Here is a 24,814-nt window from a genome sequence, read left to right as displayed (position 1 = left end):
GATCATGCGTACCGACAACGACACCTGGGACATCACGACCAGCGTCGGGTCGACGGCGTTGTTCGTCGCCGCCTCCCGCGCATTGGAGGCGTGCAAGCCCGACCCGCTCGCCGTCGACCCGTACGCGGAGGTGTTCTGCCGGGCGGTCGGGGGCCAGTGGTCCGCCCTGCTCGACGGCGCCGCGCCCGACCACGACCTCAAATCGGAGTTCGGCGAGCACTTCGTGAATTTCCAAGGCGCGCGGACCAAATACTTCGACGCCTATTTCGCCGACGCCGCCGATGCCGGTGTGCGCCAGATCGTCATCCTGGCCGCAGGCCTGGACTCGCGCGCATACCGGCTCGGGTGGCCGGCCGGCACGCTGGTCTTCGAACTCGACCAGCCGCGGGTGCTCGATTTCAAGCGAGAGGTGTTGGCGGACCGCGGAGACACGCCCCGCGCCGAGCGTCGCGAGGTTCCGGTGGATCTGCGCGAGGACTGGCCCGCCGCGCTACGCGACGCCGGCTTCGATCCCGCCAAGCCGTCGGCGTGGCTCGCCGAGGGGCTGCTGCTGTATTTGCCCGCAACCGCCCAGGAGAGCTTGTTCACCGGAATTGACGCCCTCGCGAGCCGGGGCAGCCGAGCGGCGGTGGAGGAGGCGGCACCGATGCCCCGCGACGTCTTCGAGGCCAAGCGGGAAGAGGAGCGCGCCGCCGGTGAGGAAGGCACCTTCTTCACTCTGGTCTACAACGAGCAGCATGCCCCCGCTGACCAGTGGTTTAGCACCCGCGGCTGGACGGCCGAGGCCACTCGGCTGCCCGACTATCTGCGCCGGGTCGGCCGCCCGGTCGCGGGGATGGACACCGACGCCGGCCCCATGTTGGCCTCCATGAGCCTGGTCAGCGCGACGAAGAGGTGACCAGGGTCACCTTCCGGCGGTAGACCGTGCGTCTCGACACTTAGCTTATGCAATGCTAACTTCAGCCGAAAGTTAGCTTAGCCATAGTTAAGGGGAGACGACGGGGGCGACACGCTTCCGTGAAGAATCATGGACACAGGTAGTGACACCCTCGCGGCTCCTGCGCAAGACCGCGTCGACCCCGATGTCGTCAGCCGGTTCGCGACGTGCTGTCGCGCTTTGGGCCTGTCGGTCCATGACCGCAAACGCCCCGCCGATCTGGCCACCGCGCGGTCCGGTTTCACCGCGCTGACGCGTGTCGCGCACGACCAATGCGATGCCTGGACCGGTTTGGCCGCCGCGGGCGACGTGTCCCCGCGCGTCGTCGAGGCAATCTGGCAGACGGTGGCCAGCGCCGGAGTGCTGCAGCGCCACATCGACCTCGACGCCGGCGCGCTGGGCTTCACCTATGACACCGGCCTGTATCTGCAGTTCCGGGCGACTGAACCCGATGACTTTCAATTGGCTTACGCCGCAATGCTTTGCGACAAAGGTGAGTACGCCGAAGCCGACCGGCTGGTCGGTGCGCTGATCGACCGGCGGCCGGGCTGGCTGCAGGCCCGCTGGGTTCGGGTGGCGATGTGTTACCGCACCGCACGGTGGTCCGACGTGGTGCGGCTGCTCACCCCGATCGTCACCGACACGTCGCTGGACGAGGTGTTCTCGCACGCGGCGCGTATTGCATTGGGCATCGCGTTGGCCCGGCTCGGGATGTTCGCCCCGGCGCTGTCGTATCTGGAGGACCCGGCCGGTCCGGTGGCGGTGGCCGCCGTCGACGGCGCGCTGGCCAAGGCGCTGGCGCTGCGGGCTCAGGGGGAGGACGAAGATGCCAACGAGGTGCTGCAGGACCTCTACGCGGCCAATCCGGAGAACCCCGACATCGAGCACGCGCTGACCGATCCGACCTACGGGCTGGTCACCACGACGGCCGCCCGCATCGACGCCCGAACCGATCCGTGGGATCCCGAAACCGAACCCACCGAAGCCGAATTCGTCGACCCGGACGCCAAAGAACGCAAGGCGCACTTGCTGATCGAGGCCGAGGCCGAGCTCGCCGAGTTCATCGGGCTCGAAGAGGTCAAATATCAGGTGGCCCGACTGAAGAGCTCGGTGGCAATGGCATTGCGCCGCCAGGAGCGCGGCCTGACCGTCGCCAACCGCACCAACCACCTGGTGTTCGCCGGCCCCCCGGGCACCGGTAAAACCACCATCGCCCGCGTGGTGGCCAAGATCTATTGCGGCCTAGGGCTTTTACGTAAGGAGACGGTGCGCGAAGTGCACCGCGCCGACCTGATCGGCCAACACATCGGCGAAACCGAAGCCAAGACCAACGCGATCATCGACAGCGCGCTCGACGGCGTGCTGTTCCTCGACGAGGCATACGCGTTGGTGTCCACCGGCGCCAAGAACGACTTCGGCCTGGTGGCCATCGACACGCTGCTGGCCCGGATGGAAAACGACCGCGATCGCCTGGTGGTCATCGTGGCGGGCTATCGCAAGGACCTCGACATGTTCCTCGACACCAACGAGGGCCTGCGGTCGCGGTTCACCCGCAGCATCGACTTCCCGTCGTACTCGCCACACGAGCTCGTCGAGATCGCCACGCTGATGGCCCAGAAACGGGACAGCATCTTCGAATCCGCGGCCATCCACGAAATGGAGAGGTTATTCGCCCACCTCGCCGAATCGACGAGTCCGGACGCCAACGGGGTGGCGCGGCGCAGCCTCGACATCGCGGGCAACGGCCGGTTCGTCCGCAACCTCGTCGAGCGTTCCGAAGAGGAGCGCGAATACCGGCTTGACCATTCCGACGCCGAGGAATTCACGGACGACGAACTGATGACGATCACTGTCGAAGATGTACGCAACTCGGCCGCGCCACTGCTGCGGGGCCTCGGCCTGTCGGTGCCGGCATGAGCGAAAACAACGACGACCGACGCTCTTTCACCTCGCGCACACCGGCCAATGAGAACCCCGATCAGGTCGTCTACCGGCGCGGCTTCGTCACCCGACATCAGGTATCGGGTTGGCGATTCGTCATGCGCCGCATCGCATCTGGCGTTGCGCTGCATGACACCCGCATGCTGGTCGACCCGCTGCGCACTCAGTCGCGCGCGGTGCTCGTCGGCGGGCTGATCCTGATCACCGGCCTGATCGGCTGCCTGATCTTCTCGTGGATCCGCCCCGCCGGTGTTGCCGGTAACGACGCGATCCTCGCCGACCGGTCCACCGCGGCGCTGTACGTGCGGGTCGGCGAACAACTGCACCCGGTACTCAATCTCACCTCTGCACGGCTGATCGCGGGACGGCCCGACAACCCGACCACCGTCAAGACCAGTGAGCTCGACCGGTTCCCGCGTGGCAATCTGCTGGGCATCCCTGGCGCGCCGGAACGCATGGTGCAGAACGCATCTCGCGACGCCGACTGGACGGTGTGCGACGCGGTGTCCGGCCCCAACAGCGGTGTGACGCTGATCGCCGGCGACCTTTCGACCGACGGCGAACGCGCCGGCACGCTGCGCGACAACCATGCCGTGCTGGTGCGCAACGACGCGGGCGCCTGGCTGCTCTGGGACGGCCGGCGCAGCGCCATCGACCTGGGCAACCGCGCGATCACCGACGCCGTCGGCCTCGGCGTCGACATTCCGGCGCCTCGACCGATCGCGGCGGGACTCTTCAACGCGATCCCCGAGGGCCCGGCGCTCTCCGCCCCGCCCATTCCGGGCGCCGGTGAGCCGCCGCGCTTCCCGCTGCCGCTATCCGCCCCGGTGGGCGCGGTGGTGGCCGCCTACGAGGCCGACAACTCGATTCGGCACTACGCGGTGCTTACCGATGGGCTACAACCGATTTCACCGGTGCTGGCGGCAATCCTGCGCAACACCAACTCATTCGGGCTCGACCAGCCGCCACGGCTGGGGGCCGACGAGGTGGCGCGCATGCCGGTCGCGCATGGCATCGACACCGACGCCTACCCGGCCGAACCCATCACGCTGGTCAGCGCGGCCGACGACCCGGTCACCTGTGCGCGCTGGGCGAAACCGGCTGAGGCGGCGACGAGTTCGCTGACACTGCTGTCCGGTGCCGCGTTGCCCCTGCCCGACGACCAGCACACCGTCGCGCTGGTCGGCTCCGAAGGCGCCGACCGGGTCGCGCTGTCGCCGGGCAGCGGATACTTCGTGCAGACCGGCGGCGCCGAACCCGGCTCGCCGCTCGCCGGATCCTTGTTCTGGGTGAGCGACACCGGCGTCCGCTACGGCATCGACACCGCGGGCGACGACAAAACCCTTGGTGCGCTTGGGCTTAGCTCGCCGCCGCTGCCCATTCCCTGGTCGGTGCTGGCACAGTTCGCCGCCGGCCCGACCCTGTCCCGCAGCGACGCGCTGTTGGCGCACGACGCCCTTGCGCCCGCACCGAATCCCGCCCGGCTGGAGGCCCGATGAGCAGGTTGATCTTCGAGCACCATCGCCGGCTCCCGCCGCCGCCAACCCGCAAGGGCACCATCACCATCGAGCCTCCGCCGGAACTGCCCCGGCTGGTGCCGCCGTCGCTGCTGCGTCGGGTGCTGCCCTACCTGATCGTGATCCTGATCGTCGGGATGATCGTGGCGCTGGTGGCCACCGGCATGCGGCTGATTTCACCGACCACACTGTTCTTCCCGTTCGTCTTGCTGCTGGCCGCCACCGCGCTGTACCGCGGCTCGGACAACAAGATGCGCACCGAAGAGGTCGACGCCGAACGCGCCGACTATCTGCGCTACCTCTCCGTGGTCCGCGACAACGTCCGCGCCCATGCCGCCGAACAGCGTGCGGCACTGGAGTGGTCGCACCCCGCGCCGCAGGTGTTGGCCGCGATCCCGGGCACCCGCCGGCAGTGGGAACGCGACCCGCACGACGCCGACTTCCTGGTGTTGCGCGCGGGCCTGCATGATGTTCCGCTGAACACGGCGCTGCGGGTCAAGGACACCGCGGATGAGATCGACCTGGAGCCGGTGTCGCACAGCACCTTGCGCGGCCTGCTCGACGTGCAGCGCACGGTGCGCAACGCGCCGACCGGCATCGACATCACCAAACTGGCGCGGATCACCGTCTACGGCGACGCCGACGAGGTCCGTGATGCATTGCGCGCGTGGATCGCCCAGGCCGTGACATGGCATGACCCGACGGTGCTGGGTGTCGCCCTGGCCACACCGGAGTTGGAAGCCGATGACTGGTCGTGGCTGAAATGGCTGCCCCACGTTGATGTTCCGGGCCAGGCCGACGGCGTCGGGCCGGCCCGCTACCTGGCCACCGGTGCGGCGGAACTGCGCGCGCTGCTGGAGCCGGAGCTGGCCGAGCGTCCGCCGTTCGCCGGCCAGGGCGCCGCGTCGGGCCGGCACCTGCTGATCGTGCTCGACGACCCCGACGCTGACCCCGACGCGTTCATCCGCAAGCCCGGCCTTGCCGGTGTCACCGTGGTGCACCGAATCGCGAAAGCCCCGCACCGCGAACAGTATCCGGACCCCGAACGGCCGATTCTGCGCATCGCCGACGGCAAGATCGAACGCTGGCAGAGCAGCGGCTGGCAGGCCTACATCGACGCCGCCGACGGTCTTGACGCCGCGGACGCCGGCCATATTGCCCGGCAGCTGGCCCGGTGGGATTCGAACCCGAACCAGGCGCGCTCGACCGCCACCGGCGGCGGCGCCACCTTCACCACTCTGCTCGGTATTCCCGACGCATCGGCCTTGGACGTGGCGAGCCTGTGGGCCCCGCGCAGCCGCGACGAGGAACTGCGGGTGCCGATCGGCGTGACGGCCACAGGAGAGCCGCTGATCTTCGACCTCAAGGACGAGGCCGAAGGCGGCATGGGTCCGCACGGCTTGATGATCGGTATGACCGGATCGGGCAAGTCGCAGACGCTGATGTCGATTCTGCTGTCGCTGTTGACGACGCACCCGGCCGATCGGCTAATCGTGATCTACGCAGACTTCAAGGGTGAAGCGGGTGCGGACATCTTCCGCAACTTCCCCCAAGTCGTCGCGGTCATCTCCAACATGGCCGAGAAGCGTTCCCTGGCCGACCGATTCGCCGACACGCTGCGCGGGGAGGTGGCCCGCCGCGAGCAGATCCTCAAGGAGACCGGCCGCCGGGTGCAGGGCAGCGCCTTCAACTCGGTGACCGAGTACGAGGCTGCCATCGCCGCGGGCCACGACCTGCCGCCGATGCCAACGCTGTTTGTGGTGGCCGACGAGTTCACCCTGATGCTGGCCGACCACCCGGAGTACGCCGAACTGTTCGACTACGTGGCCCGCAAGGGCCGGTCGTTCCGGATCCACCTCTTGTTTGCGTCGCAGACCCTCGACGTCGGCAAGATCAAGGACATCGACAAGAACACCTCCTACCGGATCGGCTTGAAGGTCGCCAGCCCGAGCATCTCCCGCCAGATCATCGGCGTCGAGGATGCCTACCACATCGAGTCGGGCCGCGAGCACAAGGGCGAGGGCTATCTGGTGCCGGCCCCGGGAGCTATTCCGATCAAGTTCCGCAGCACCTACGTCGACGGCATCTACGAACCGCCCCGCAAAGAGAAAGCCATTGTGGTGCATGCTATTCCGCAGCCGCAGCTGTTCACCGCGGCACGGGTGGAACCAGAGCCCGACACCGTGATCGTCGAGGCCGACGACGACGTCGACGTGCGTCCGCCCCGCAAGCTGATCGCCACCATCGGCGAGCAGCTGGCGCAGTACGGGCCGAAAGCCCCGCAACTGTGGCTGCCGCCGCTGGACGAGCCGATTTCGCTGGAGTCGGTGCTGCAGCGGGCGGGCATCCCTGCGGGTCAACGGCGTTGGCCTCTCGGCGAGATCGACAAGCCGTTCGAGATGCGCCGCGACCCCCTGGTGTTCGACGCTTCGTCGGCGGCCGCCAACATGGTGATCCATGGCGGCCCGAAGTCGGGCAAGTCGACGGCGCTGCAGACGTTCATCCTCTCCGCTGCGGCGCTGCATTCACCGCGCGACGTGACGTTCTACTGCCTGGACTACGGCGGCGGACAACTGGCCGCGGTGAAGGACCTGGCGCACGTCGGCAGTGTCGCCTCGCCGCTGGAACCCGAACGTATCCGCCGCACCTTCGCCGAACTGGAACAACTGCTGCGGTCACGCCGGCAGCGCGGCGCCGGCTTCCGTGATGACGGTTACGGCGAGGTGTTCCTGGTGATCGACAACCTCTACGCCTTCAGCCGGGACAACACCGACACCTTCAACACGCGAAACCCATTGCTGGCCAAGGTCACCGAGCTGGTGAACACCGGGATGTCCTACGGCATCCACGTGGTGATCACCACGCCGAACTGGCTCGAGGTGCCGTTGACCATGCGCGACGGGCTCGGGCTGCGGCTGGAGCTCAAACTGCACGACTCGCAGGACAGTAACGTCCGCGTCGTCGGCGCGCTGCGCCGTCCGGCCGACGGCGTACCCGCCGACCAGCCGGGCCGCGGATTGACCATGGCCGCAGAGCATTTCCTGTTCGCGAAGCCCCCGCTGGCCAGCGTCGCGGCGATCAACGCGAAGTACCCGGACGTCACCGCGCCGCCGATCCGGTTGCTCCCGACCGATCTGGCGCCCGCGGCACTGGGCCAGCTGTATCCCGGCCCGGAGCAGGTGGTGATCGGCCAGCGCGAGGAGGATCTCGCCCCGGTCACCCTGGACTTCGCGCAGAACCCGTTGCTGATGGTGTTCGGCGACGCCAAGACCGGCAAGACCACGCTGCTGCGGCACCTCATCCGCACGATTCGGGAGAACTCGCATCCAGACCAGGTCGCCTTCACGGTGATCGACCGGCGGCTGCATCTGGTGGACGAGCCATTGTTCCCCGACAACGAGTACACCCCGAACATCGACCGGATCATCCCGGCGATGATGGGGCTGTCGGCGTTGATCGAAAAGCGCCGTCCGCCGGCCGGGCTCAGCGCCCAGGAGCTCAACGGCTGGTCGTACCAGGGCCATACGCACTATCTGATCGTCGACGACGTCGACCAGATCCCCGACAGCCCGGCGGTCAGCGGACCCTACGTCGGGCAGCGCCCCTGGACGCCGCTGATCGGATTGCTTTCGCAGGCCGCCGATCTCGGCCTGCGAGTGATCGTCACCGCCCGCGCGGCCGGCTCGGCGCACGCAGTGATGACCGCCCCGCTGCTGCGGCGGCTCAACGACCTGCAGGCCACCACGCTGATGCTGTCCGGCAATCCGGCGGACGGCGGAAAACTGCGTGGCCACCGTTTCAGTCGGTTGCCCGCTGGCCGCGCCATGCTGCTCGACGACACCGACACCCCGACGTTCGTCCAACTCGTCAACCCGCTTGTCGCTGAAACTGCCACGTACGGAAAGGAATACAACTGATGAATCTCAGAGTGGTTCCCGAAGGCCTGGCCGCCGCCAGCGCAACGGTCGAAGCGCTGACCGCTCGCCTGGCGGCGGCGCACGCCGCTGCCGCCCCGCTCATCACCGCGGTCATCCCGCCCGCCGCCGATGCGGTATCTCTGCAGACCGCAACGGGTTTCAGCGCTCACGGCACCCAACACGAGGCCGCCGCCGCACAGGGTGTGGAAGAGCTGGGCCGCTCCGGAGTCGGCGTGGCACAGTCCGGGACCAGCTACGCCGAAGGCGACGCGCTGGCTGCGGCGTCGTACCTGATCGCCCGCGGCTGACATGACCGCCCCCATCTGGATGGCGCTGCCACCCGAGGTGCACTCGTCGCTGCTGAGCAGCGGTCCTGGCCCCGGGTCGCTGTTGGCCGCCGCTGGGGCGTGGCAGTCGCTGAGCACCGAATACGCCTCGGCAGCAGCGGAACTCACCAGCACCCTGGCCGCGGTGCAGGCCGGCTCGTGGGAAGGCCCGAGCGCCGAACAGTACGTCGCCGCCCACGGCCCGTACTTGGCGTGGCTGGCCCAGGCCAGCGCACAGAGCGCCGCGACGGCCGCACAGCACGAGACCGCGGCGGCCGCCTACACCGCGGCGTTGGCCGCCATGCCGACGCTGGCCGAGCTGGCACTCAACCACACCATCCACGCGGTCCTGGTGGCGACGAACTTCTTCGGTATCAACACGATCCCGATCGCCCTGAACGAGGCCGATTACGTACGGATGTGGATCCAGGCGGCCACCACGATGTCGACCTACCAAGCCGTTTCGGGCGCGGCTGTCGCGGCGACACCCGCCTCGACGCCGGCGCCGTTTCTCCTCAAGCCGGGCGTGGGTGAGGCCGGTAGCGCCGCGGCGACGTTCCAGCAGCTCGGCGCACAGGCGCAGGCCGCCGAATCCGGTTCGGCGCTGAACCTTTCGGACATCATCTCCGATCCGATCGGGTGGTATCTCGACATTCTGGACCAGCTCTACGGGCCCATCCTCGACTTCCTGCAGGACCCGATCGGCAACCTGGGCCAACTGATCAACGACTTCCTCACCAATCCGTCGGCCGCCTTGGTGACGTGGGGTCCGCTCCTGTTCCTGGTGGCATATCAGGTGTTCTTTAACTTGGTCGGCTGGCCAACGTGGGCGATGATCCTGAGTTCGCCGTTCTTGGTGCCGTTGGGCATCGCCGGGCTGGTGTTGCTCACCGACTACCTCACCAACCAGGCCGACGTGCCGGCTGACGCCGAGGAGGCGCCGCAGCAATCGGCGACACCTTTCGCCCGCGCGGAGCAGTCGAATGTGTGGCCGGTGGCCGGAGTGCCCGCACCGGGCGGGGTGGCCGCACCCGCCGGCGCGCCGGGCGGTGCTCCGGGCGGTGCGCCTGCAGTGCCTGCCGGGTCGGCGGCGGCTGCCGCGGCACCCGCGGTCCCTTACGCAGTGCGCGGCGCCGACCCCGGCGAGGGATTCACGCCGATCATCAAGGACCGCACCAGCGCCAAAGCGCCGTCGGCGGGTGTGCCCGCGGCGGCCGCCGCGGCGGCTGCGGCATCGGCGGCGCAGCGACGCAAGCGGCGCCGTAAGAAGGCGGCCGAGATGAAGGACTACGCCGACGCCTACATGGATTACGAGCCCGAGCCCGACGAGCCGCCGGCACCCGAAGAACCTCGTGTCACCGCGTCGGCGCGCGGGGCCGGCCCGATGGGCTTCACCGGCACCGCCGGTAAGGAATCCGCAGGGGCCACCGGACTGACGACGCTCGCGGGCGACGCGTTCGGCAGCGGACCCGTCAGCCCGATGCTGCCCGGAACGTGGGATCCCGACGACGATTCCGGCGCGGATCCGAAGGGGGGAGCGCGCACCTGAACAGATCACCCGCACACCACCGTCAGTCACCACATCGAAAGGAAAAGCCATGAGCCTCCTCGACGCTCACATCCCGCAACTGGTCGCCTCTGAAGCGACCTTCGGCGCGAAGGCCGCGCTGATGCGCAGCACCATCGCGCAGGCCGAGCAGGCCGCGCAGTCGTCGCAGGCGTTCCACATGGGCGAGTCCTCGGCCGCGTTCCAGGCCGCGCACGCCCGGTTCGTGGAAGTGTCGGCCAAGATCAACTCGCTGCTCGACATCGCGCAGGTCAACCTGGGCGACGCCGCAGGCACCTATGTGGCCGAGGACGCCGCGGCGGCCAGCACCTACACCGCCATCTGATCACCGGGTAACACCAGAAGGGAACACATATGTCTCAGATCATGTACAACTACCCGGCGATGATCGCGCACGCGGGTGAAATGGCAAGCTACGCAGGCGCTTTGCACGCCGTCGGTGCCGACATCGCCAGCGAGCAGGCCGCGCTGTCCGGCGCGTGGCAGGGTGACACCGGGATGACCTACCAGGCGTGGCAGGAGCAGTGGAATGCCAGCCTCGAGGAACTCGTCCGCGCATACCGGGCGATGGCCAGCACCCACGAGATGAACACCATGTCGATGAGCGCCCGGGATCAGGCCGAAGGCGCCAAGTGGGGCTAAGTGCGGTTTAACGCAGTCGAGCTGACTGTCGAGCAGGCGTGGTTCATTGGCGAATCCGTCGGGGCCGGCACCTTCCCTTGGGTGCTGGCCATCACGCCGCCCTACAGTGAGCCGTCCGAACGGACCAGGTTCGCGGCCGAGCAGACCGCGAGCCTGGTCCGCATGGGCGTGATGACCGGTGATGATGCGATCAACCCGGCTGTGGCGCAATGGATCCGGCTGGTTTGCCGGGCCGAGCAGTGGCTCGAACTCAGATTCGTCTCGGGGCCGGGCGATCTGCTGCGCGGTGTGCTCGCACGCCGCGACGGCCAGACCGTGGTGGCCCTGCGCAACGCGCAACTGGTCACGTTCACCGAGATGAACATCGACCACCCGCAGGCGCTCGTCCCAGTGCTCTGCGCCGGGCTGGCCCAGAAACCGCCGGCGCGCTTCGACGAGTTCGCGATGCCGGCACGCGTCGGTGCTCGGGCCGACGAACAGCTCCGCAACGGCGCCGACCTGGCGGAAATTCTTGACTTCCTGGGCGTTCCGGTGTCGGCGAAGCCGGTCGTCACGGCTGCGTTCGACCCGCGACGCTGCTATGTGGAAATCGTCGGCGGCGAGCACCGCGACGGTCACCGCGTCAGCACCGAGGTCGGCGTCAGCATCGTCGACACTCCGGCGGGGCGGATCCTGGTGAGCCCGGCACGGGCCTTCGACGGCGAATGGATCTCGACGTTCTCGCCCGGCGAATCGTTCGCCATCGCCGCGGCGGTCGAACGCTTGACCGCCACCCTGCCCAGTGGGCCGTGGTTCCCCGACCTGTCCCTCACCCGAGATTTCGACGAAAGAACGGAAAACCAGAGAACACCATGTCCGACAACACTGTGATGCCGATCGTCCGCGTGGCCGTGCTGGCCTCGGCCGAGGACGGTGGGCGCCTCACCGAACTGGCGCTGCCGGCCGAACTGCCGCTGCGCGAAATCCTGCCCGCCGTCCAACGATTGGTACGCCCCGCCGACGACGACGCGAAATCCGCGCGGGCGCCGCAACTGATGAGCCTCGCACCCGTCGGCGGCGCGCCGTTCAGTCTGGACGCCACGCTCGACACGGTCGGCGTGGTCGACGGTGATCTCCTGGTGCTGCAACCGGTGCTGGCCGGACCACCCGCACCGCGCATCATCGAGGACATCGCCGACGCCGCGATGATCTTCTCCGCAGCCCGCGAACGGCCCTGGGGGACTGCGCAAATCCAGCGCGCCGCGGCACTGGCATCGATCGGCTTGATCCTCATCGGCACCGCGCTGGCCGTCGCGCATCGCGTCGTCACCGGCGAGGCGCTGGGCCTGTTCACGGTCAGTGGCATCGCCGTGGCAACGGTCGTGGGTGCCCTGCTGAGCCGGGCCCGTTCCCCGCGGCTGGCCACCGCGCTGTCGGTGACCGCGCTGGTGCCGGTGGCTGCGGCGTTGGCGCTGGCGATCCCAGGCGAATTCGGCGCACCGCAGATCATGCTCGCCGCCGCCGGTGTGACGGCATGGTCGATCATCGCCGTCACGCTCGGTGACCGCGCGATCGCGTTCTTCACGGCGTCCACCGTGGTCGGCCTCGCGATTCTGCTCGCCGCAGCGGCCGCGAGCGTCTGGGAGCTGTCGCTGGTCAAGCTCGGCTGCGGACTCATCGTGGCGGGGCTGTTGGTAACGGTGCAGGCCGCGCAACTGTCGGCGGCGTGGGCCCGGTTCCCGCTACCTGTTATCCCGGCGCCCGGTGACCCGACGCCGTCGGCGCTGCCGCTGAAGGTTCTCGAAGACCTGCCGCGACGGGTCCGGGCCGGCGATTCTCACCAGACCGGATTCATTGCGGCCGGGGTGCTGCTCGGTGTCCTCGGTTCCCTGGCACTGGTCGGACCTGCGGGGGCCTCGCCGTGGGCGTGGTACGTGGTGGTGGCTGTGGCTGCTGGAGCGACTTTGCGTGCGCGGGTGTGGGATTCGGCGCCGTGCAAGGCGTGGTTGCTGGGCCACTCGTATCTGGTCACGGTCACGCTGTTGGTGACGTTCGCCGTCACCGGTCGCTATGTCGCCGCCTGGTGGGCGCTGGCGGTGCTGGCCGCCTTGGTCGTGGTGTGGGTCGTGGTCGCGCTGAACCCGAGTGTGGCGTCCCCGGAGAGCTATTCGCTGCCGGTGCGCCGCCTGGTCGGGTTCCTCGCGTCCGGCATCGACGCATCGCTGATTCCGGCCATGGCGTACCTGGTCGGCCTGTTCAGCTGGGTGCTCAATCGGTGATCAGGGCCGTACTATCCACGCTGACAGCCACTTTCACAGTGGCGCTGGTCAGCTGTCCGTCGGCGGGCGCCATCGGCCCGCCGCAGGTCGACGCGTCGGTGGCCCCGCCGAGCGGGAACCCGGGGCCGGTCGCACCGATGGCGCAGCGGGGTGCGTGCACCACGACGGGCGTGCTGGCCGGCAGCAACCCCGGCGGGCTGAGCCCGAATCAGCAGGCGCTCAACCTGTCCGAGGCCTGGCAGCACAGCCGCGGTGAAGGCCAAGTGGTCGCGGTCATCGACACCGGTGTGCAACCGGGGCCGCGGCTGCCCAACGTCGACCCGGGCGGCGATTTCGTGGAGGCGACCGACGGCCTGACCGACTGCGACGGGCACGGCACATTGGTGGCCGGACTGATCGCCGGACAGCCCGGCGACGACGAATTCTCCGGCGTGGCACCGGCCGCGCGGCTCATCTCGATCCGGCAGACCTCAGCGAAGTTCGCGCCGCAGACGCCGGGTGAGGACCCGACGCTGGCACGCGCCGCGGCCGACGTCGTCAGTCTGGCCCGGGCCGTGGTGCGCGCCGCCGACCTCGGCGCACGGGTCATCAACATTTCGGCCGTCACCTGCCTGCCGGCCAACAAGCCCATCGACCAGGCGGCACTCGGCGCGGCACTGAAATACGCTGCGGTGGACAAGGATGCGGTGATCGTCGCCGCGGCGGGCAACAACCGGGCCGGCATGGGCACCGGGTCGGCGTGCGAATCCAATCCGCTCAACGACGCTAGCCGGCCCGACGATCCACGCAACTGGTCCGGCGTCACCTCGGTGTCCGTTCCGTCGTGGTGGCAACCGTATGTGCTCTCCGTCGGCTCGTTGACTCCCGCGGGCCAGCCGTCCGAATTCACCATGGCCGGGCCGTGGCTCGGCATCGCGGCGCCGGGGGAGAACATCACATCGGTGAGCAACGCCCCCAATGGCGGGCTGGCCAACGGCCTGCCCAACGACCAGCAGGAGCTGTTCCCGATCAGCGGCACCAGCTACGCGGCGGCCTACGTATCGGGCGTTGCGGCGTTGGTGCGCAGCAAGTTTCCGCATTTGAACGCCGAGCAGGTGATGCATCGGCTCACGGCGACCGCACACGACGGGGCCCGCTCCCCGTCGAATCTGGTCGGCGCGGGCAGCGTCGACCCGGTGGCGGCGCTGACGTGGGAAGTGCCCGCCGAGCGTGAAACCCAACCGCCATCGGCCAAGCCGATCGCCGCCCCACCACCGCCGGCACCGCGTGACCTCACCCCGCGCACCATCGCGTTCGCCGGCACCGGCGCGCTCGCGCTCGTGGTGCTGATTGTGGCCGCCGTTGCCGCGCATCGACGAAAGGACAAGGCCACATGACGGCCCGAATCACGTTGGCGTTGTTGTTCATTGTCCCCGCCGCAATGGCCTACCCGTGGTCGTCGACCGTCGACTGGTGGCTGCTCGGCACGGCCGTGACGGCCGTCATCGTGCTGTTCGCGTGGTGGCGCGGGGCGTTCGTCACCGACCTTGTCGGCCGCCGAATCGCGTTGTGGCGACGTAATCGTCGCAAGGATTCCGGTCACGGTGCACAACAGGGGCCCACCCGCACTACCGCGCTGCTGCAGACCGATGCTGGCGAGCCGACGGAGCTTCCGCTGCCGCTGATCGTCAGTTACCTGGACCGGTATGGCATCTCGGCCGCGTCGGTGCGGATCACCTCGGGCGGGGGCGCCACCTGGATCGGGTTGACACTCGACGCCGCCGAGAATCTCGCGGCGTTACAGGCCCGATCCCCGCAGATCCCGTTGCGAGAAACCGCCGAGATCACTGCGCGGCGGTTGGCTGACCACCTTCGGGAGACCGGGGTGGCGGTGACGATGGTCGACGGTGTCGACGGTCCGGCCCCGAGATCCGGTAAGGAGACCTGGCGCGGAATGCGCGACGAGTCAGGCTATGTCGCCGCCTACCGCGTCGACGCCACCGACCGCCTCGCCGAAACCCTGGCCGAAATCCGCGGCTACCCGTCGAACGACACCTGGACCGCGATCGAATTCTCGGGAAGCCCAAAGGATCCCAAGATCGCAGTCGGATGCTCGTTCCGTACTAACGACAAGCCGACCGCGGGCGCGCCGCTGCCCGGGCTGACCCCGCACAGCGGACGGCACCGGCCGGCGCTGCAGGCGTTGAGCCCGCGGTCGGTGTACCCGCTGGAGGGCGGGGCGGTGCCGGTGCCCGACGGGTTGGTGGAGCAGCCGCAGCTCAGTCGAACATGAAGTCGCGCATGAAGCGCGTCATCCGACGCAGGTAGTCGGGTTGGCTGACGTGCAAGATGTGGTTACCCGGAAACCAATGGAATGCGCAGCGATCCCAGTGTTCCCACAGCAATTCGGCTTGCTGCGGCGGTGCCAACCGATCGCCCAGTCCGGTGATGATCAGCCGCCGGTCCTTGGGCACCAGCGGTCGGTAGTTCAGCGGTGAGTGATACATCCCGGCCGCGTTGGCCAGGTCGCGGTCGGTGTTGGCGATGAGGCTCTGCAACGCGACCACCATGTTGGCCGGCCACCACTCGTCGACCGTCCTATCAGGCGTCACCACAGGAACATTCGGGATCACGGCCTGGATGCGGTCCTCGACCGACGCGATGAGCGCGGCGGTGTAGCCGCCCAGCGACATGCCCGTCAACGCGATCCGATCGACACCGGTGAACTCCAAATAGTCGATCACCGAGCGGAAGTCGTGCACCGCCTGGGCCATGGTCTCGGCGAATCCGGCGAAGCCGTGCGCGAAGCAGCCGTAACCGCTGAACGGCGAATACTTTTCGGCGCGGCGGCCGTGGAACGGCATGGTGTAGAGCAGCACGTCGTAGCCGGCGCGGTAGAACCACGGCAACGAGAAGAACAGCCCGTTGAACAGGTACGCCGAGCCCATGAAGCCATGGATAAGACACAGGGTGGGGTGCGGTCCGTCGTCGTGCACCCAGTGCTGGGCGTGGACGACGTTGTTGCGTTCATAGCTGCGGCAGCGCTCCCGCAGTGCGGGATTGACCGCCTCGAAGCTGCTCTGGAAGCGCAGGTTGTGCACCCGGCCGTTGGCCATCCACTCGGCGACGGGATTGGCCGGGCGCGAGGAGACCCGCGGGGGCGTTGTCGGTTTGGGGAACGCGAGTGCGGGGTCCTGCTTGGCGGCCAGTTCGGCGTAGAACTGCAGGTATTCGCGTTCGGCACGGGCCTCGGAGCGGCTCAGCACCGAACCGGCGATGCTGGGCAGAATGGTGGTGCTGATCAGCGAGGCGATCGCGGTGCGCAGGGCGATGTCGGCGACGGCCGAACTGTCCACGATGAGGCGCTGGCGCAGGGTCAGATCGGCACGCCGCGGCAGCCCACCCGTACTCGCATCAGCCCCGGGGACGTCCGGTAGCGGGATGGGGAGGTCCACGGGGACGGCGTCATCGGACATCGCGACGATGGTAGCCCGTGGGACGCTATACGGTGGATGGTGATGTGGAATCCCGAAGTCTACCTGGCGTTTGCCGACCAGCGGGGCAGGCCGTTCGTCGACCTGATGGCCCGGGTGGGGGCGGACACGCCGCGCCGGGTGGTCGACCTGGGCTGTGGGCCGGGCAATCTCACCGTTGCGCTGGCGCAGCGCTGGCCCGCCGCGGTGATCGAGGCGTGGGACAGCTCACCGGAGATGGTGCAGGCTGCGCGTGAGCGTGGCGTCGACGCGCGGATCGGCGATGTTCGGGACTGGACACCGGCGCCCGACACCGACGTCGTGGTGAGCAACGCGACGCTGCACTGGGTGCCCGAGCATGCGGAGTTGTTGGTGCGCTGGGCTTCTCAGCTGCGCCCCGGCGCGTGGATCGCCATGCAGGTGCCGGGCAATTTCGACGCCCCGTCGCACCGGGCGGTCCGCGAGCTCGCCGAGCGGCCGCCATGGTCGGAACCGTTGCGGGACATGCCGTTTCGTGACGGCAAAGTGGTGTCCAGTGCGGTCGAGTACGCCGGGCTGCTGACTGACGCCGGATGCGCCGTCGATGCGTGGGAGACCACCTATGTGCACGAGCTGCAGGGGAAACATCCAGTGCTGGAATGGATTACCGGCACCGCGTTGACGCCGGTGAAGAGCCGCCTCACCGACGAGCAGTGGCAGCAGTTCCGTCGGGAGCTGATTCCGTTGCTGGATGAGGCGTATCCGGCCCGTCCCGACGGCACGACGTTCTTTCCGTTCCGGCGGGTGTTCGTGGTCGCTCAGGTGGGCAGCCCGTCGCGTGCGGCGTCGGCGCGGTAGCGGTCCACCCATTCATCGGAGCGCTGATCGGCTTGGCGCTCCAGCACCGGAGGGGGCGCCAGCCGCGGATCCAGACCCAATGCTTCGAGCACCGTCGCGACCACCTGAGTGAGGTTGCGCCACAAGTACGGATAGCTCACCTCGATGGGGTCGAGCCCCTCTTCGTCGAACCATGCCCGCCAGCCCTTCTCCTGCTCGCGCAGCATGGTGATGATGTGAGCGATCGCTCCGGCGTGATACTCGGCGCGAGCATCGCGAATGGGATCGGGCCGCCCGCGCCACACCCGGGTCTGCACGGCCCGCCAGAACGAAACCGCTTGGGACACCACGTCGGGACGGTGGACATGCACCAGCACGGGCTCGCTGCCGATCACGTCGCGGATAGCGGCGCGCAGCCCGTCGCCGGAGCGGTTCGACAGATTCTTGGCGCGATGGATCAGCAGCGGGGTCTGGTTCCACATCAGCTTGCCGCCCCAGATGCCGTTGGGGGTGCGGCCGACGGTGCGGATGTAGTCCCGCCAGATGTCGGCGGGCGCGATATCGGGTGTGCCGTCGTCGAGGGGGTCGAGCAGTCGCAGGATGGATTCGTCTTCCACCCCGGCGAACCATTCCCGCGGCTGGGGCGATTGGCTGGTGTGCGGGAGATATTGGAAGAACTCCTGCGGTTCGCCGGCCACGCCGGTGGCGCGCAACGATTCGACGAGCAGCGTGCTGCCGCTGCGCTGCGATGCGAGGACCAGATATGCCGTCGGATGGCCAGACATGCGCGTGAGCCTAACCGCAATTGGTTAGCTGTGCAGCGCGACGATTAAGTTCACGGCGACGAAAACTATTGTCTGCGAACATCTTCGATCCCTCGGTCGGCTGCGATGGCCGAACGGCTTTCCGCGGGCCTGCCGTGAATACGCAAATAGGTTTCGGTGTAACGCTCCGAGATGCGCGTGCCGGCGAATTCAGAGGGAATGACATCGTTGGTCTTCTGCCGCCAGTCGTTGAGCAGCAGCGCCAGATCGTTGGCGATGGCCTCCGCCTTGTCGGTGGTCTCGGCCCTCAACAGGTTTCGTGATTCGGAGGGGTCGGCGACGAGGTCGTAGAGCTCACGGTCGGGCCGCCGATCTCGAGCTTTCGGCGCCATCGCCCGACCGGGTGCGCTGTCGGCGATGTCCCACGGCAGGTCCAACAGCGGTCGGGGCGCGTAGTTTTCGATGTAGCTGTAGTCCTTTGTGCGAACGGCGCGGATGGGGTCGAACGAGTCGTGGTAGGTCTTCGTGGTGTAGACCTCGGTCCGCACGGGGGGTCGCGGTGGCTTCAGGAGATTGGCGGCGTGTGAAATGCCGTCGACGTCGTCGGGGATGTCGACGCCGAGCACGTCGAGCAGGGTGGGCACCAGGTCGACGCCGCTGAACAGCTCGTCGTAGACGTGCGGCTCGATGCCGGCGCCGGTGGGCGGGCGGACGATCATCGCGATGCCGGTGCCAGCGTCGTAGAGGGTGGACTTGGCACGTGGCAGGGCGGGGCCGTGGTCGGTCATGAAGACCACCCAGGTGGTGCGGTCGAGCCCGGTGGCGGCGAGCGTATCCAGGAGCTCGCCGACGGCGGCGTCGGCGACGGTGATCGCGCCGTAGAACTCGGCGAGGTCCTGGCGGACCTCCGCGGTGTCGGGCAGATAGTCGGGCACCGTGACGGTGTCGGGGTCGGCGGGCGTATAGCGCTCCGGCGGATAGGGGCGGTGGGTTTCGAAGAAGCCGGCGGTGAGCAGGAAGGGCGTCGTCGGCGGGTGCTGCAGCCAGCGGACGGCCTGCGCGACGACGTACTCGCAGTAGGAGTTGGACACGTCGAACTCGTCGAAACCGAGCCGGGCGGGATACGAGGTTTCGTGCTGCATACCGAATAGTGCGGTGTGCCAACCGGATTCGGACAGCAGGTGGGGGAGGGTGCGGACGTCGGGCCGGTATTCCCAGCCATGGTGAGCCAGGCCGACGAGGCCGTTGCTCTGCGGGTAGCGGCCGGTGAACAGTGAGCCGCGCGACGGTGAGCACAGCGGCGCGGTGGCATGCGCGCGGGTGAACAGGATGCCGTCGGCGGCGAGCTGGTCGAGGCGGGCGCTGGACACGTCGGCGTGGCCGTAGGCGCCGAGGTAGCGGCCGAGGTCGTGCCAGTGCACGATCAGCACGTTGTCTCGTCGCGTCACATCCGCCCCTTTGCCATGGCTCTACCGAATAGCCGGCGAGTGGATTCGGCAACCCTTTGACTCATCGTCATCTTTGCGTCGACGCTGCGGCTATGGCGGAGAAGTACGAGTAACCAGCGCCATCAGCGCAGAATCGAGGCCGCGGTGTGGCAGACAACTTTGAGGAAGCTAAGACGCCACGGTGGTAGGCATGCTTGGTGGCCGCCGCAGGTGCCGGCATGGATGTGCTGCCAGCTGTCGGCGGCGTACAGGTCGGCACACGACGGGCACATCGCGGCGCGGCGGTTGCTGCAGCGGATCATCACCGCCACCGGTCGCCAGGTGTGCGGGTCGTGGGCGGTGGCGTGGATCGGCTGGGCGCAGAACCCGACCGCCGCCGATCCCGGCGCGAGCCAGTCCGACAGCGAGGCCGCGGCCAGGCTGATCACCGCCGGGCCCCGTTCGTGCCGCGGTGGGGCCGGGGTGGCGGGGCGAAATGGTTGGCCAGCCAGGCGATGTCGGTGTCGGTGACATGAAACGCCCGCACCCGCGCAATCGCGCTGGTGCCCAAGACCGGCGCGCCGTGAGCCCGGTTACCGAGCCCAGCGCGTGCCGCGCCGCCGGTCAGCCGATCTCGTCGATCAGGTCGCGGATGCGCTGCGCGTACCCGTACTCGGTCTCAGCGACCTCACGGGCCATGCGTTCGATGCGCTGCTGGTAGATGGTGGCCTGCTCGGCGCGGGCGATCCTCTCCGCGGCGTGCTGAACCTCAACGGATGCAACACTGCCACCATCCAGGGCTGCCCAGTCGATGGTGTCGGTCACGGTGAAATCGTCGGCGACCTCGTAGCCGTCGGCCCGGACCCTTGCGACGAACCGCAGCAACGGTTGACGGCGCACCTCAACGGCGTTGCCGCCCTCCATCTCCAGGTCGGCCATCTTTCTCAACGTCGTGGAGATAAACGCCAGGGTGGCGGCGAGGTCGGAGAAGTGATTGTTGATGACAGCGAGGGTCAGGGGTGCGTCGGCGGGCACGGCGGCGGCCAGAACCCGGGTTCGGCGGATCAGCTCATCGAGCACCGCGCAGGCGGCGACACCGATGGGCCGCTGACCGATCTTGTCTTCCGTTTGCTGGCGCTGCGCTTGCAAATATCGAAGCATCGCCTGTGGACTCTTCATCGCCTCGCGGGGTGTGGTGCCATCACGGCAGTACACCACAGCGCGCGGCGCGGCCGCGATGGCAGCCGGGCTGACCTGCCTTGTCGGGTTCCGGAAGGTCGCCGTGGCGTCTCTAGACCCCGGCGGTTGGTGGTAGTCTGCGGCTGACGCCGGGTTTGCTGCAAGGGGGACGTATGACGACTCCGGGGAAGCCGTTGAGGGTTGATCCGCGCAAGCTGCACGAGACGGCAGGCCAGCTGGACGCTCAGGGCAGCGGATTCCAGTCAGCGCACGACGCGGCGCAGTCGCGGGCCGGTCATGTTGATCTCGGCTCGGGCCAGGCTGGTGCGGCGTTGCCGGGGATGCTGGCGGCGTGGGAGGCCGACGCCACGCGGTTCGGCGAGCAGTTCGCGAAACACGCCCAAGCGCACCGCGCAGCGGCTGACGGGTATGTGCGCACCGATGCTCATGGCGCGAGCACCATCGACGATACTGCCCCTGCGCCGTAGGCGGAGTTCGTGGCGATGAACTTGCGGGAGCTGCGCGAGTGGCCCGCCGAGATCGACGACCTGGCCACCGCTACCCGCGAAGCCGCCACCAACCACACCAACTCCGCCGACTTCTACCGCGTACTGGCCAAGGCATCCACGTGGGAGGGCGAAGGCGGCGACGCCGCCCGCTCGGCGATGCTGGCCGCCGCGGGTGATCATGACGCGGCCGCTGAGAACCTGACCACCGCCGCCACCGGCATGGGCCGCACTCAGGAACAAGCCGAGCTCATCGACAACCAGATCAAGAACATCCTCGATGATGCCGCCGCCGGGCCCTATCCGGTGGAGATCGACCAGGACACCAACCAGGTCATCCCGCCCAGCACCGACTACTTGACCGACGAGGCGGCCGCCGAGGTTGCGGCCAAGGTCACCGACCTGCAGGAGCGCGTCGCCGCCGTCCTGGCCGCGGGTCGGCTGGTGGATTCTGATCTGGGGCAAGCGATCCGCGCCGCTTCCGGAGCAAGCGAGACGGCGGCAACCCCGGCGCCGGGGCAGATCGGGCCGTTCCCAGTGCCGCGCTCCGTCGCAACGGCCGCCAAGCCCGCTGACGACACGCCCACATCGCCGGAGAGTCTGGATGATGCACTCGAGCAGGTCGCCGGGCAGCCCGCGGCGGCATCCGCAGCCGGTCCAGCAGCCGGGGCGGCATCGGTGCCGTTGGACCCCAAGGCTGTTGAGAGCGCCAAAGCGAGCGCTCGGCGGATCCTGCAAGACCAGGGCGTGCCCGCGGATCAGATCGAGGCACGGGTCGATGCGATGGTCGCCGCCGCCCGGCAACCCTTGCCCGACCATAAACCCACTGAGAAGCCTGGGCCGGGTCCCAGTGTCTCTGACGGGTTCGCCGAAGGCTGGTTTAACGCCGAAGAACGCCTCCGAGACGTGATCGGGGCGAACGGATGGGAGGATTTCAAGGACTCCTGGGCCGACATGGGCAAAGGCGCCTGGGAACGGATCACCAACCCCATCGACTCTTGGACCGCAGAAGTCGAACACGCCACGAAATACCCCGGGCACTACCTGGGTGAGCAACTCGGCGAAACCGCCTATACCGCGCCCGGCGCCATCCTCGGTGGCGAAGCCGCCCTCGTCGCCCGCGGCGCCGGAGAACTCGGCGACGGCATACCCCACCAGGTCATCGACGGCCCAGGGCCGGCGCCTGCTGCAGACCCTCTTGCCGCTGGACTCCCAGACAACCCATTGCTAGCTGGCCATGGGCCAACCAGCGCCCATGATTTGCCATTCGAAGTTGGCAATCCGATCGACGTTTCGCGCCCCGAGTTCACACTTGCCAACCCGGCCGAGCATATGAGCCCTGAGTTGCTCCGATTGTCCGAGCAGCACCTGACCGGCAGCGGAGAAACAGTCCTCGGACCCTATCAACCGAGCAGCGGAGGTCCTTCGTACATCGAAGTGGCGGAAGACCGGGGAGCGAGCTACTTCGACATCGGGGACGCGTGGTATACATCCACACCGACTCAACAACTCGCCGCGAATCAACATGTATTGGACGTCGCAATTGCAAATGGCGACACCATCCGACTATCGGTGCCGTATGACGAAATTCGACCCGATTCGTACACGGGCGCTGAAATTAGATATCTACAAGCCAACGGCTATGAGCGTGTTGATGATTGGACTTTCGCTCCACCTGACAAGGGAGGAAATTGATGAGGGCATTGCTCGAATTCTTTCTCAAATATCTTGATTTCTTGTATCTAGATCCGCAGTATCGCATCGTGGATTCTAAGACGGGCGGCGAGAGGATCAACGCGTCATTAAAGGTACAGGGAACAGACTTGACATGGTCGGTGGTAAATGACCGCGGACAGATGCAATTGTCCGTGTCCCCAACTCGGCTTTCGACATCCGATAGTTGGTTTTGGATATCGCTCATCAGGCAGTACGTGGAAGGTCATGATGAGATCCAGTACCTACCGGTAGTGGAGGAGATTGAATGGGCGCGGGCGAACCTTGACCCCATAGCGCGCCTGTTCTCCGATCCGTCCACCGTCGAAGCTACTTGTGATGCGCTACGCGCGTTACGCCGCGCCAACGCCGATAAGACATGGGGTCCGGCGCGGTAGCGATTGCCGCCCGTAAGGGTCCAGCACGACGTAATTCTGGACCACGGCGAGTGCCACCGTCCGTGGCGGTGGGGTAGATTGCTGACTTGTCAGCAAAGATATATGGCGATGACAAACCGCGGACGATCAACCCCGCGTGCGGGGCACGCCGTGTCGAAAGCGCTGAAAAAGCTGCGCACCGAACTGCTGACCAGCGCGTTGGAAGATTGGGTGCCCCTCACTGAGGTCGAAACGGTCATCTCCTACTTCCAGCTCGCCGATTCTCGAGACGTTCGCCAAGAGCTTGCTCTGCGAACCATCCGGTCGCTCGTGGAGGACGGGCTCATGGAAATCGGAGACCTTCCGACTGAGGGCACCAGACTCATTGCCTGGAATCTGTCTTTGGACGAGGCGATGTCCCGTCTGCGCGAGCGCTACGTCGAACACTACGACGAACCGGCGCAGTGGGACTTCTCCATTTGGTTGGGGCTCACCGAGTCCGGTGAGCGAGTAGCCAAGGAATTGGTGGACGAGGCAAGAACCTGAACTTCGTTGACGCCCCGCTTAATCAGTACATTACAGCTGCGTGGGCGACGAGGACGAGTCGTGCAATTTCTCCAACTCATATAACGCCTTGAGGAGCCGCCCGTGTCGATGGATCCGTCGAAGTGGATCTCCGGTGACGTTCCGCCATCGATTCCTCCGCCCCCACCTCCCGGCTGGCAGCCCGGGGGATGTAGCCCGCAGCCCCAGTACGGTTGGGCTCGAGTAGATCCGCACGCTTCTGGTGCATATCCGTCATCGCAGGCTCGCAAGCCGGCACCTAAGAAGTACTGGTACGTCGTCGGCGCCGTGTTGCTGGTTATCGGACTCGTCCTCGCCGGCGCTGGGATCGGCATGATGATGAGGGCCTTCGGTAAGCAGCCCGACAGCGAGCACACATTCGGCTCGGGAGGATCAACCACCGTCCGGATCGACGCAGGGGAAACAAAGGTGGTGTTCATCGCCAATGCCGCTGTGGCGGGCGGCCACCAGGTGCATTGCGACACATTCGGCGAGGGTGGTCGTGGCGTCGAAATGAAGCAATTCGAAGACAGCTTGACCTTAAATCAGTGGGAAGCGACCTTCACCATCACCCCGGGTACCAGTGGGAACTACACAGTCACGTGCATGGGGGCCGCCTCGGACACTTTCGGGGTAGGCGAAAGTCCAGGAGGCGCCCTACTTTTCGGATCCCTCGTTGGAGTTGTAGGGGGAGTGATCATGGCGATGGTAGGAATTTCTGTACTCGTCCTGACCGCAGTGCTTCGTCGTCGTCGCAGCGGTTGACTACGGCTGAACACCGCGATGGAGGGGAGTCCGACTCGACGAAACCACAGATTTGATTCTGCCGCCAGCAGCCGACTGGATATTAACTGAGACCATCCGAATATCAATAGCGGCAACGGATTTCGCATTGTAGCCATTGGAAGCAC

Annotated in this window: 23 protein-coding genes; 18 read left to right on the top strand and 5 right to left on the bottom strand. The window is 67.4% G+C overall.

Going from position 1 to position 24,814, the window contains the following annotated elements:
• Positions 1 to 4 precede the first annotated feature (4 nt).
• The 12 genes from CWS39_RS02480 to eccE all read left to right on the top strand — a co-directional run bounded on the left by CWS39_RS02480 (position 5) and on the right by eccE (position 15,377).
• On the top strand, positions 5 to 898 hold the full coding sequence (locus tag CWS39_RS02480; RefSeq protein ID WP_102141324.1) for an SAM-dependent methyltransferase: 894 nt from the start codon (positions 5 to 7) through the stop codon (positions 896 to 898).
• A 129-nt stretch (positions 899 to 1,027) separates the two neighbouring features.
• Positions 1,028 to 2,854 (top strand): type VII secretion AAA-ATPase EccA, encoded by a 1,827-nt coding sequence (gene eccA / locus CWS39_RS02475; protein ID WP_102141323.1) that lies wholly within the window; start codon positions 1,028 to 1,030, stop codon positions 2,852 to 2,854.
• Positions 2,851 to 4,377, top strand: coding sequence for a type VII secretion protein EccB (gene eccB / locus CWS39_RS02470; RefSeq protein ID WP_102141322.1), 1,527 nt, complete (start codon positions 2,851 to 2,853; stop codon positions 4,375 to 4,377). Before eccA ends, eccB begins: the two co-directional genes overlap by 4 nt.
• A complete protein-coding gene (gene eccCa, locus CWS39_RS02465; protein ID WP_102141321.1) occupies positions 4,374 to 8,312 on the top strand; it encodes a type VII secretion protein EccCa in 3,939 nt (1,312 codons plus the stop codon). The genes eccB and eccCa overlap by 4 nt, the downstream gene beginning before the upstream one ends.
• The gene (locus CWS39_RS02460; RefSeq protein WP_102141320.1) at positions 8,312 to 8,620 is read left to right on the top strand and encodes a PE family protein; all 309 of its coding nucleotides are present in this window, start codon (positions 8,312 to 8,314) and stop codon (positions 8,618 to 8,620) included. Before eccCa ends, CWS39_RS02460 begins: the two co-directional genes overlap by 1 nt.
• A gap of 1 nt (position 8,621) precedes the next feature.
• Positions 8,622 to 10,187 carry a PPE family protein gene (locus CWS39_RS02455; protein ID WP_102141319.1) on the top strand — a complete coding sequence of 522 codons (1,566 nt, stop codon included), beginning with the start codon at positions 8,622 to 8,624 and terminating at the stop codon, positions 10,185 to 10,187.
• A 49-nt stretch (positions 10,188 to 10,236) separates the two neighbouring features.
• Positions 10,237 to 10,530, top strand: a complete 294-nt coding sequence (gene esxG, locus CWS39_RS02450; protein WP_102141318.1) for a type VII secretion system protein EsxG — start codon at positions 10,237 to 10,239, stop codon at positions 10,528 to 10,530.
• Positions 10,531 to 10,559: 29 nt separating this feature from the next.
• Positions 10,560 to 10,847: a WXG100 family type VII secretion target gene (locus CWS39_RS02445; RefSeq protein ID WP_102141317.1), complete on the top strand. Its 288-nt coding sequence runs from the start codon at positions 10,560 to 10,562 to the stop codon at positions 10,845 to 10,847.
• Positions 10,848 to 11,717 carry an ESX secretion-associated protein EspG gene (locus tag CWS39_RS02440; protein ID WP_102141316.1) on the top strand — a complete coding sequence of 290 codons (870 nt, stop codon included), beginning with the start codon at positions 10,848 to 10,850 and terminating at the stop codon, positions 11,715 to 11,717.
• The gene (gene eccD, locus CWS39_RS02435; protein ID WP_102141315.1) at positions 11,699 to 13,105 is read left to right on the top strand and encodes a type VII secretion integral membrane protein EccD; all 1,407 of its coding nucleotides are present in this window, start codon (positions 11,699 to 11,701) and stop codon (positions 13,103 to 13,105) included. Before CWS39_RS02440 ends, eccD begins: the two co-directional genes overlap by 19 nt.
• Entirely contained in the window at positions 13,102 to 14,481 is a 1,380-nt protein-coding gene (gene mycP / locus CWS39_RS02430) for a type VII secretion-associated serine protease mycosin (RefSeq protein WP_102141314.1), read from the top strand. The genes eccD and mycP overlap by 4 nt, the downstream gene beginning before the upstream one ends.
• Positions 14,478 to 15,377, top strand: coding sequence for a type VII secretion protein EccE (gene eccE, locus CWS39_RS02425; RefSeq protein WP_233213328.1), 900 nt, complete (start codon positions 14,478 to 14,480; stop codon positions 15,375 to 15,377). The genes mycP and eccE overlap by 4 nt, the downstream gene beginning before the upstream one ends.
• Here eccE and CWS39_RS28585 read toward each other — a convergent pair.
• On the bottom strand, positions 15,364 to 16,560 hold the full coding sequence (locus CWS39_RS28585; RefSeq protein ID WP_142386797.1) for an alpha/beta hydrolase family protein: 1,197 nt from the start codon (positions 16,558 to 16,560) through the stop codon (positions 15,364 to 15,366). The genes eccE and CWS39_RS28585 overlap by 14 nt on opposite strands.
• Before the next feature lie 42 nt (positions 16,561 to 16,602).
• On the opposite strand from CWS39_RS28585, the gene CWS39_RS02420 reads away from it, so the two are divergent.
• Entirely contained in the window at positions 16,603 to 17,394 is a 792-nt protein-coding gene (locus CWS39_RS02420) for a trans-aconitate 2-methyltransferase (protein ID WP_102141463.1), read from the top strand.
• Here the strand turns inward: CWS39_RS02420 and stf0 are convergent.
• The 4 genes from stf0 to CWS39_RS02400 form a co-directional block, all read right to left on the bottom strand.
• Positions 17,355 to 18,158, bottom strand: coding sequence for a trehalose 2-sulfotransferase (gene stf0, locus CWS39_RS02415; RefSeq protein ID WP_102141313.1), 804 nt, complete (start codon positions 18,156 to 18,158; stop codon positions 17,355 to 17,357). The two genes, CWS39_RS02420 and stf0, sit on opposite strands and share 40 nt — an antisense overlap.
• Before the next feature lie 65 nt (positions 18,159 to 18,223).
• On the bottom strand, positions 18,224 to 19,585 hold the full coding sequence (locus tag CWS39_RS02410; protein WP_102141312.1) for a sulfatase family protein: 1,362 nt from the start codon (positions 19,583 to 19,585) through the stop codon (positions 18,224 to 18,226).
• Between the two features lie 122 nt (positions 19,586 to 19,707).
• The gene (locus CWS39_RS30205) at positions 19,708 to 20,013 is read right to left on the bottom strand and encodes a replication initiator (RefSeq protein WP_348535331.1); all 306 of its coding nucleotides are present in this window, start codon (positions 20,011 to 20,013) and stop codon (positions 19,708 to 19,710) included.
• Positions 20,014 to 20,188: 175 nt separating this feature from the next.
• Positions 20,189 to 20,743 (bottom strand): hypothetical protein, encoded by a 555-nt coding sequence (locus CWS39_RS02400; protein ID WP_142386796.1) that lies wholly within the window; start codon positions 20,741 to 20,743, stop codon positions 20,189 to 20,191.
• Between the two features lie 173 nt (positions 20,744 to 20,916).
• Here CWS39_RS02400 and CWS39_RS02395 point away from each other — a divergent pair, with 173 nt between their 5' ends.
• From CWS39_RS02395 to CWS39_RS02375, 5 genes are all read left to right on the top strand, one after another.
• Positions 20,917 to 21,231 (top strand): WXG100 family type VII secretion target, encoded by a 315-nt coding sequence (locus CWS39_RS02395; RefSeq protein WP_102141310.1) that lies wholly within the window; start codon positions 20,917 to 20,919, stop codon positions 21,229 to 21,231.
• A gap of 15 nt (positions 21,232 to 21,246) precedes the next feature.
• A complete protein-coding gene (locus tag CWS39_RS02390; RefSeq protein WP_233213343.1) occupies positions 21,247 to 22,944 on the top strand; it encodes a hypothetical protein in 1,698 nt (565 codons plus the stop codon).
• A complete protein-coding gene (locus CWS39_RS02385) occupies positions 22,944 to 23,360 on the top strand; it encodes a hypothetical protein (protein WP_102141308.1) in 417 nt (138 codons plus the stop codon). The genes CWS39_RS02390 and CWS39_RS02385 overlap by 1 nt, the downstream gene beginning before the upstream one ends.
• Before the next feature lie 150 nt (positions 23,361 to 23,510).
• Complete coding sequence (locus CWS39_RS02380) at positions 23,511 to 23,885, top strand: hypothetical protein (RefSeq protein ID WP_102141307.1); 375 nt, start codon at positions 23,511 to 23,513, stop codon at positions 23,883 to 23,885.
• A 306-nt stretch (positions 23,886 to 24,191) separates the two neighbouring features.
• The gene (locus CWS39_RS02375) at positions 24,192 to 24,668 is read left to right on the top strand and encodes a hypothetical protein (RefSeq protein ID WP_102141306.1); all 477 of its coding nucleotides are present in this window, start codon (positions 24,192 to 24,194) and stop codon (positions 24,666 to 24,668) included.
• The last annotated feature ends 146 nt before the right edge of the window (positions 24,669 to 24,814 follow it).

Origin of the sequence: Mycobacterium hubeiense, assembly GCF_002838065.1 — a bacterium.
Classification (GTDB): domain Bacteria; phylum Actinomycetota; class Actinomycetes; order Mycobacteriales; family Mycobacteriaceae; genus Mycobacterium; species Mycobacterium hubeiense.
This window is presented reverse-complemented; position numbering and strand designations above follow the sequence as displayed.